We start from the raw sequence: 8,364 nt of genomic DNA, 5'->3' as shown, positions 1-8,364 counted from the left end.
GGCGCGGATCGCGAACCTGGGACCGTGGTGCCCCAGGGCGTTCTGTACGCGTCGGGTGGGTTCTCAGGCCTCGGTGAGCAGACCCAGGGAGCACAGCGAGCCGGCCAGCGCGATGATGTCGTAGCGCGTGTCCTCCTCGTCGGTGCCCCACAGACCGGACAGGACGGCCGCGGCGCGGTCGACGTCACCGTTCTGCTGCTTCAGCGCGATCCACATCGCCGCGGCGACGGGCTCGCACTCGATCTGGCGGCGGGTGGCGCGGCAGGTGAGCTCGAGGTGGCCGTTGGGGAGCATCCGCTGGGTGACACCGGGAGCGGTCTGGATGGCCATCATGACTACCTCCGAGGGAAGTGGTTCCGGGGTGTTTCCTTGATGTACTTAGTTTCGCGGAACCGGGCCCGCCGGACCATGGGGTCGGCACCTGAACGCCAGGTGGGGTTTACCCACCCCTACCGCGGCGCCTGATCCGGGGTTGCGCGCTGCCACCGAGCCAGGGTCGTGGCGACCGTGCCCACGACGCCGTCCAGCTGGCTGTTCAGGTAGAAGTGCCCGCCGCCGAACACGGCGACGTCACACGTCGCGGTGGTGTGGGCGCGCCAGGCGCCGGCCTCGTCGAGGTCGGTCACCGGGTCGGTGTCGCCGACGAGGACCTGGATGGGGCACCGCAGCTCGGCACCGGCGTCGTGGCGGTAGGTCTCCACGGCCGTGTAGTCGCCGCGGACGGCGGGCAGCACCATGCGCAGCAGTTCGTCGTCGCCCAGCACGGCGGTGTCGGTGCCGCTGAGCTCCTTCAACGCGGCGATGAGACCGTCGTCGTCGCGCTGGTGGATGTATTCGATGCGCTGGGCCGAAGGGGCACGGCAGGCGGAGGCGAACAGGCCGATCAGCTCCGCGCCGCGGGCCTCGAGCCGGCGGGCGACCTCGTAGCCCAGCGTCGCGCCCATGCTGTGGCCGAACAGCGCCACCGGGCGGTCGAACCACGGGCCGAGGTCGTCGGCGAGGGCGTCGGCCATGGCGGCGAGGTCGTCGAAACAGCGTTCGCCACGGCGGTCCTGGCGGCCCGGGTACTGCACGGCGACGACGTCGGCGGGCAGCCCGGCCGCGAGGGCCGCGCGGGAGAACGGAAAGTAGGCGGTCGCGGAGCCGCCGGCGTGCGGCAGGCACACCAGCCGCACGCGAGCGTCCTCGACCGGGTGGAAGCGCCGGACCCAACGACTGGTTTTTTCGTTCACGGCAGTCACAGTTCAGGAAGTGTTCGGGCCGGTGCTCGGGCGGGCAACCCCTACCGACCCGGGAAGTGCCTGGGGCGCAAGGAAATCCGCAGCAACAGAACGTGACGTGATCACCCCTTCGGGTGACTTTAGGTCGGGGTTGGTTGCCCTTAGGGGGTCACTGCGAGTCTCGGAGTCGCAGGAAGATGACCAGTGGGTCGAGGAGCTTGCGATGGGCGTGAACTGGGGGCAGAACCGCCGAACCGATCCGCAGGAGGCAGTGGGGTTTCTGGAAGGCCTGCTGATCGAATGCGACGCCGGTGCGGGGGAGACCGTGCTGGTGGGCGGCGGTCCGGCCAGCGGCAAGACACAGGTGCTGAACCAGGTGGTGGCACGGGCGAAGGAGCTGGGCATCCTCACGCTCACCGCGACCGGCGCGGCCGACGAGCGCGAGGTGGACGGCGGCGTGATCGACCAGCTGCTGGCCGGTCCCGCGCTGCCGAAAGCCGTGGCACAGCACCAGGACAAGATCACCGAGCTGTGCGGCGCGCTGCACGGCGTGGCCCGCGAACGACCGGTGCTGGTGGCCGTGGACGACCTCCACCACGTGGACGAGACGTCGGCGCGGCTGCTGCTGAGGTTGCAGCGGCGCACCCGTTCGGCCGCACTGCTGCTGGTGCTGACGCAGCCGGACACCTGGTACGCCGGCGGCGGTCTCGAGTTCGCGTCGCAGCCGCACCGGCACGTGCAGCTGACGCCGCTGTCGATCGCGGCGATCGCGGAACTGGTGGCGGAGGACGGGCCGGACGGGCTGCCCGAGCAGATCCACGAGCTCAGCGCCGGCAACCCGCTGCTGGTCAACGCGCTCGTGGACGCGTTCCGCAGCAGCACCGACTCCGGTTCGGCCTACTCGGAGGCCGTGCAACGGCTGCTGCACCGCTACGGCTCGCCGATGCGGGAGGTCGCGACGGCGATCGCGGTGCTGGACACCGACGTCACCACCGAGGCCGTGGCCGCCGTCGCCGGGGTGGACCCGCTCGACGCCGAGACGTCGGCCGGGCTGCTGGCCGAGTCGGGCCTGGTCGCCGGCGTGCGGTTCCGGCAGCAGCCGGCCGCGGCCGCCGTCGTGGGCGGGCTGCGCGGTTCGGAGAAGGTGCGGCTGCACGTCCGCGCCGCCGAGGTGAAGCACGCGCGGGGCCTGCCGGCCGCCGACGTCGCCCGCCACCTCGTGGCCGCCGACGAGGCGAAACCCGAGTGGGCGCTGCCCGTGCTGGTGGAAGCGGCGGAGCAGGTGATGCTCGGCGACGACGTCGAGTTCGCCACCCGCTGCCTCAAGCTCGCGGCGTCCGTGACCACCGCCGCGTGGGAGCGGCAGGCGATTTCCCAGCTGCTGGCGAAGATCACCTGGCGCGTCAACCCGGCCGCCGCGGCGCCGCACCTGGCTTCGCTGCGTGCGGCGGGAGACTCGCTCGACCAGTCCGACCGGATCGCGCTCGCACGGCAGTCGCTGTGGTTCGGTGAGCGGGATACGTTCGAGCAGGCTTTCGCGGCGCTGGACGCCGACCTCGAACCGCTCGACCCGCGCACGGCCGCCGAGCTGACGCTGGCCGGGCACTGGCACTACGGCGTCGCCCCGGCGGCCCCGAGCGGCGACGACCCGTGGCTGCACACCGCGAACACGCTCGCTTCCGTGTGGCACACGGGCGCGACCGAGGCGACGTCGGCGTGCGCGGAACGGATCCTGCAGAACTGCCGGATTTCGGACACTTCGCTCGAAGCGCTGGGCACCGCGATCGTCGCGCTCGCGTACGCCGACAAGGCCGACCGTGCCGAAGGCTGGTGCACGTCGCTGAGCGAAGAGGCCGAATACCGCGGCGCGGTGACGTGGAAGGCGATGCTCGACGCGTTGGGCGCGAGCCTGGTGCTGCGCCGGGGTGACGTCGCGGCGGCGACGGACCGGGCGAACCGCGCGCTGGCCCTGCTCGACGCGCCCAACTGGGGTGTCGCGATCAGCTACCCGCTCGCCACGCTGCTCTCGGCGCACACCGCGGCCGGCGCGTTCAAGGCCGCTGCTGCGGTGCTGCGGCAGCCGTTGCCGGAAGCCGTGTTCACCACACTCGGCGGCGTGCGCTACCTGCGGGCCCGGGGCCAGTTCCACCTGGCCACCAACCGCGGTCTGGCGGCGGTCAGCGATTTCCAGCAGTGCCAACGGGTCCTGCGGGAGCAGGAGCTGGACCTGCCGACGGTCGTGCCGTGGCGCACCGATCTCGCCGAGGCCAACCTGAAGCTGGGGAACCCGACGCTCGCCGTCGAGCTGGCCAAGCAGCAGCTCGCGAGCGCGGCGCCGACCGATGCGTACTCGCGTGGTTCGGCCTTGCGGGTGCTGGCTTTCGCCGGCGATTCCGCCGGGCGGGCGGGGCTGCTCAACCGGGCCGCCGAAGCGTTCAAAGCCTCGGGCGATCGGCTGGAGCTGGCGCGCACCACACGGGCGCTCAACCAGCTCGGCCAGCGCGCGGAACGCTCCGCGGGCCTGGTCAAGCCGGTGCACGTGCCGCGCCAGGCGACGCGGGCGGTCACGGCGAGACCCGTGCCGCCCCGACCCGTCGCCCCGCGCACGGAGGTGACGCCCGCGCAGACGACGCTCAGCGAGGCCGAGCTGCGCGTGGCCGAGCTGGCGGCCCACGGGCGCACCAACCGCCAGATCGCGGAGACGCTCTACATCACCGTGAGCACGGTCGAACAGCACCTGACCCGGGTCTACCGCAAACTGGGCGTGGCCGGGCGCGCCGCTCTGGCCGGCGAGCTCGCCGGCGCCGACAGCGGGCAGTGAGGGAGAGAGATCCGGTGGTACTGACCGAGATCGAGCTGCGCGTGGCCGACCTCGCCGCGCACGGCACGAGCGTCCCCGCGATCGCGGAGCTGCTGGGCGTCGCCCCGAACACGGTGGCCGACCACCTCACGGCCGTGTACCTCAAGCTCGGCCCCTGACCACGCGGGCGCACCCCAATGAGGTTTTCTCAGTAGGGCGAGGTGGGGGTGCGTGTTGCCGTGAGGTGAGGCGTGGGGCCGCTGGTAGGACTGGATTTGCGAAGATCGAATCCTAAAATTCCAGAGGCCCCACGTGATCACCCATGGTGCCACGCTCGACGTGGCACGCGAGCTGGCCCTCTATGTCGGCACAGTGCTGCGCGCCGAGCGACACCGGCGAGGCACCCGCCGCGGCGCACGTGCGTTGACCCCCTACCGGCAGGCACTGCTGGTGCTGCGCTGGTTCCGCGATGCCACCCCGGTCCATCGACTCGCTACCGACCACCAGGTCAGCCTCGCCACCGCCTACCGCTACCTGCACGAAGCCATCACCGCTCTCGCCGCCCTCGCCCCCGACCTGCACCAAGCCCTGCAGCAACGCCGAGCCGCCGGTGACACCCACGTCATCCTCGACGGCACCCTGATCCCCACCACCCGCATCGCCGCGACCACCATCAAAACCAAAGGCACCAACCGCGGAACGACGGTGCATCTGTGGTACTCCGGCAAACACCGCAGCTTCGGCGGGAACATCCAGTTCCTGGCCAACGCTGAGGGATTCCCGCTCTGGGTGTCCCCGGTGCTGCCCGGCTCCCGCAACGACCTCTCCGCCGCCCGCGATCTCGGCATCGTCGGAGCGCTGACCGCCGCCGCAGCCGCGGGCCTGAGAACTCTGGCTGACCGGGCCTATCACTCAGCCGGCATCGGCATCCTGACACCGTTCAAGAAAGCCGCAGGCCAACCGCCCCTGGCAACCGACCACCACAGCTACAACCTGCTGCACAGCCAACTGCGCTGCCTCGGCGAGCGAGCCGCCGCAATGCTGAAAACCCGCTGGTCAGCACTGCGACGGATCACCCTCTGCCCCAAACGCATCGGCACCATCGTCCAAGCAGCACTCGTCCTCACCCACCACGAACACCACGGCCGCTACTGAGAAAACCTCAATGTGGCGTTGGGTGCGTCGAGCGCACCGAACGCCACATTGGGGTGGTCTGGGCGGGGGGTCAGCGGCGGTCGGCGATGACGGCCGCGATGATGTCGTCCAGCGTGCGGGTGGGGACGAAGCCGATCTGGTTGTACGCGCGGGTGCAGTCGGGGATGCGGCGCTGCATGTCCTCGTAGCCCTCGCCGTAGGCCTGCTCGTACGGGACCTTCGCGATGGTGCTGGTGGAGCCCGTCGCGGAGATCACGCGTTCGGCCAGCTGCGCGATCGTGGTCTGCTCGTTGCTGCCGAGGTTGAACACCTTGCCGTACGCGGTTTCGTCGGCGAGCAGGTCGACGAGCGCGGGCACGACGTCGTGCACGTGGCAGAAGCAGCGGGTCTGCTGGCCGTCGCCGAAGACGGTGATGGGCTCGCCCGCCAGCGCCTGCGTGACGAAGCGCGGGATGACCATGCCGTAGCGGCCGGTCTGGCGCGGGCCGACGGTGTTGAACGGGCGCACGATCACCGTGCGCAGGCCGTGCTCCTTGGCATACAGGTAGGCGAACGTCTCGTCCAGCGCCTTGGCCTCGGCGTAGGACCAGCGGTTCTTCAGTGGCGAGCCGATGATGCGGTCGTCCTCTTCGGACAGTCCGTCGGCGGTGTTCTTGCCGTAGATCTCGCTCGTGGACGCCACCAGGATCGGGACGTCGTGGCGCAGCGCGGCGTCGAGCAGGTTCTCGGTGCCGTGCAGGTTGGTGCGCAGGCTCTCGAGCGTCTTGTCGAGGATGGTGAACACGCCGACCGCGGCGGCGAGGTGGAACACCGCGTCGACGCCGGCCATGCACGACTCGACGGCCGACGGGTCGGTCACGGAGCCGCGGACGAAGCGGAAACCGGGGTGCCCGGCCACGGCGGTGAGGTTGTCGAGGGTGCCGGTGCTGAGGTTGTCCAGGGCGACGACCTCGTCGCCGCGGGCGAGCAGGTGCTCGGTGAGGTGGGAGCCGATGAAACCGGCACCGCCGGTGATCAGGTAACGCACGTCAGGAGTCCTCTCAGTTCGCGAACAGCGTGCGGTCGAAGCGGTAGGTGGCGTCGATGACCGTGCCGCACTGGGCGAGCCACTCGTACGAGTGCCCGGGCTGGATCGTGTGGATCAGGGCGACGTCCCAGTCGCCGCCGGCCGGGTCGACCACGTTGTCGAGCGATCCGCCGGTCACGCGCACGTTGGGCACCAGCGGGTCGTGGTAGCCGACCTTGGCGCCCTTCGCGGCGAGCAGGTCCAGGATGTCGAGCGCGGACGACGAGCGCACGTCCTGCACGCCGGGCTTGTAGGTCACGCCGACGACGAGCACGCGGGTGCCCGCCATGCCCTTGCCGTCGCGGGAAAGCGTGTTGAGCACGCGGTCCACGACCTGCTTCGGGCGCTCGGCGATCGCGTGCATGGCCTGCGTGACGAGCGGCGCGTTGCTCTGCGTCGCGCGCAGCTGCCACAGCAGGTAGTGCGGGTCGCAGGGGATGCAGTGACCGCCGACGCCGGGGCCGGGGTGGAAGGCCATGAACCCGTACGGCTTGCTGGCGGCGGCGTCGATGACCTCGATGGGGTCGATGGCGAAGCCGTCGCTGATCTCCGCGAACTCGTTGGCCAGCGCGATGTTCACCGCGCGGAAGGTGTTCTCGAACAGCTTGGTCATCTCGGCCGCCTCCGGCGAGCTGACGCAGTGCACGGCCGGGGTCAGCACGTTGATCACACGCTGCGCCATCGCGGTGCACACCGGCGTGACCCCGCCCAGCACGCGCGGCGTCTCGGCCTGCGTGTGTGTGACGTTGCCGGGGTCGATGCGCTCGGGGCTCGACGCCACGAAAATGTCCCGCCCGACCGTGAAACCCTTGGCGCTCAACGGCTTAACCAGCAGTCGCTCCGACGTGCCGACGTAGCTGGTGGAGGTGAGGATCAGCGTCTGGCCGGGCCGCGCGTGGGAGATCAGGGCGGCGCACGCGCTCTCCAGCGGGCCCAGGTCGGGCATCAGGTACTCGTCGAGCCCGGTCGGCACGCACACCAGCACCGCGTCGGCCTCGGCCATGCGCGCGGAGTCGGTGGTGAGCTGGAAGTCTTCCTGGTGCACGGCCTTCTCGAGGCGGCGGTGGTCGGACTCGATGAGGTCGACCTCGCACGAGCGGATCGCGTCGAGGCGGTTCTGCGACAGGTCGATGCCGATCACCTCGACGCCGCCGGCGTGCAGGCCGAGCGCCGTCGGCAGGCCGACGTACCCCATGCCGATCACGGCGACCGAAGTCAGTTTGGTGAGCTCGGTGGTGGTCCGGAATTCAGCGACAGTACTGGTCATTTCTCGTCACCCGTTTCTTGCTGGGCAGATAAAAGACAGAAAGGAAACGCGCTCAATGCACGATCCGCACGATTTCGAACGCCTCGGCGAGCCCCGCCGAGACCTGCGAGCCGCGGTATTCGGCCAGGGCGCGCACGCCGCGTTCGCTGCGGGGGCTGGGCCACGGCTCGAGCTCCTTGCCGTAGGCGCGCAGCGCGTCGATCTTGCGGTCTAGGTGCGACTCGTCGAGCAGCTGCCAGTAGTTCGGGCGGAACGCGTTGGGCAGCCCCGAAGCTTCTCCGACGTCGGTGGCGGAGCGGATCTCGAATGTGCGGACCTCCTTGACCGGGCCGCGGCCGGGCCGGCCCGCGACGCGAGCCGCGCGGCTCACCAGCGCGTGGTCGGTGGACAGGTCGCACATGCTGGTGGCGAACACCGTGTCCGGCTCGAACTCCCGGACCTCCTGCTCGACGACGCGGTTGAGGTCCAGGTGCCGTTCGGTGTCGAGGCGGTTGTCGCCGAACTCGTGGACGCGCACGCGCTCGATGCCGAGCGTCTTCGCGGCCAGCTCGATCGCGGCGGTGCGGTTGACGACACCGGTGCCGCTCACCGACCGCGAACCGTCGTCGTTGGTCAGGATGCAGAGCGACACGACGACGCCTTCGTCGGCGAGGCGGGCGATGGTGCCGCCGGCGCCGAGCGTCTCGTCGTCGCCGTGGGCCCCCACGACCAGAAGCTTCCGAATCTTCCTGTGCATAACCGATCCCCAGTCTCAGTCCAGCGGGCGAACCTCGGGCGAAAACGAGCGAGAGAATTGCTGTGAACGTGGGGAAAATCTGTCATCCGGCCGCCGCGACCGACAACCCCTAAAGACCGT

8 protein-coding genes are annotated in these 8,364 nt (G+C 70.4%); 3 read left to right on the top strand and 5 right to left on the bottom strand.

The window, feature by feature from the left end:
• Window positions 1-63 precede the first annotated feature (63 nt).
• On the bottom strand, window positions 64-330 hold the full coding sequence (locus ACQPXB_RS38845; RefSeq protein WP_366584097.1) for a hypothetical protein: 267 nt from the start codon (window positions 328-330) through the stop codon (window positions 64-66).
• A 119-nt stretch (window positions 331-449) separates the two neighbouring features.
• Window positions 450-1,232 carry a thioesterase II family protein gene (locus ACQPXB_RS38840; protein ID WP_432846671.1) on the bottom strand — a complete coding sequence of 261 codons (783 nt, stop codon included), beginning with the start codon at window positions 1,230-1,232 and terminating at the stop codon, window positions 450-452.
• Between the two features lie 211 nt (window positions 1,233-1,443).
• Between ACQPXB_RS38840 and ACQPXB_RS38835 the strand changes: the two genes are divergently transcribed.
• The 3 genes from ACQPXB_RS38835 to ACQPXB_RS38825 all read left to right on the top strand — a co-directional run bounded on the left by ACQPXB_RS38835 (window position 1,444) and on the right by ACQPXB_RS38825 (window position 5,175).
• Window positions 1,444-4,041 carry a LuxR C-terminal-related transcriptional regulator gene (locus ACQPXB_RS38835; RefSeq protein WP_432846669.1) on the top strand — a complete coding sequence of 866 codons (2,598 nt, stop codon included), beginning with the start codon at window positions 1,444-1,446 and terminating at the stop codon, window positions 4,039-4,041.
• Between the two features lie 14 nt (window positions 4,042-4,055).
• Window positions 4,056-4,199: a LuxR C-terminal-related transcriptional regulator gene (locus tag ACQPXB_RS38830; protein ID WP_366584100.1), complete on the top strand. Its 144-nt coding sequence runs from the start codon at window positions 4,056-4,058 to the stop codon at window positions 4,197-4,199.
• A gap of 133 nt (window positions 4,200-4,332) precedes the next feature.
• Window positions 4,333-5,175, top strand: coding sequence for a transposase family protein (locus ACQPXB_RS38825; protein ID WP_432846667.1), 843 nt, complete (start codon window positions 4,333-4,335; stop codon window positions 5,173-5,175).
• Window positions 5,176-5,245: 70 nt separating this feature from the next.
• On the opposite strand, the gene ACQPXB_RS38820 is transcribed toward ACQPXB_RS38825, so the two are convergent.
• The 3 genes from ACQPXB_RS38820 to ACQPXB_RS38810 are packed head-to-tail and all read right to left on the bottom strand — an operon-like array spanning window position 5,246 to window position 8,244.
• Window positions 5,246-6,202 carry an NAD-dependent epimerase/dehydratase family protein gene (locus ACQPXB_RS38820; RefSeq protein WP_366584101.1) on the bottom strand — a complete coding sequence of 319 codons (957 nt, stop codon included), beginning with the start codon at window positions 6,200-6,202 and terminating at the stop codon, window positions 5,246-5,248.
• A gap of 13 nt (window positions 6,203-6,215) precedes the next feature.
• Window positions 6,216-7,508 carry a nucleotide sugar dehydrogenase gene (locus ACQPXB_RS38815; protein WP_432846665.1) on the bottom strand — a complete coding sequence of 431 codons (1,293 nt, stop codon included), beginning with the start codon at window positions 7,506-7,508 and terminating at the stop codon, window positions 6,216-6,218.
• Between the two features lie 52 nt (window positions 7,509-7,560).
• A complete protein-coding gene (locus ACQPXB_RS38810; RefSeq protein ID WP_366584103.1) occupies window positions 7,561-8,244 on the bottom strand; it encodes a PIG-L deacetylase family protein in 684 nt (227 codons plus the stop codon).
• Window positions 8,245-8,364 lie beyond the last annotated feature (120 nt).

Origin of the sequence: Amycolatopsis sp. CA-161197 (assembly GCF_050942255.1) — a bacterium.
Lineage (GTDB): Bacteria > Actinomycetota > Actinomycetes > Mycobacteriales > Pseudonocardiaceae > Amycolatopsis.
This window is presented reverse-complemented; position numbering and strand designations above follow the sequence as displayed.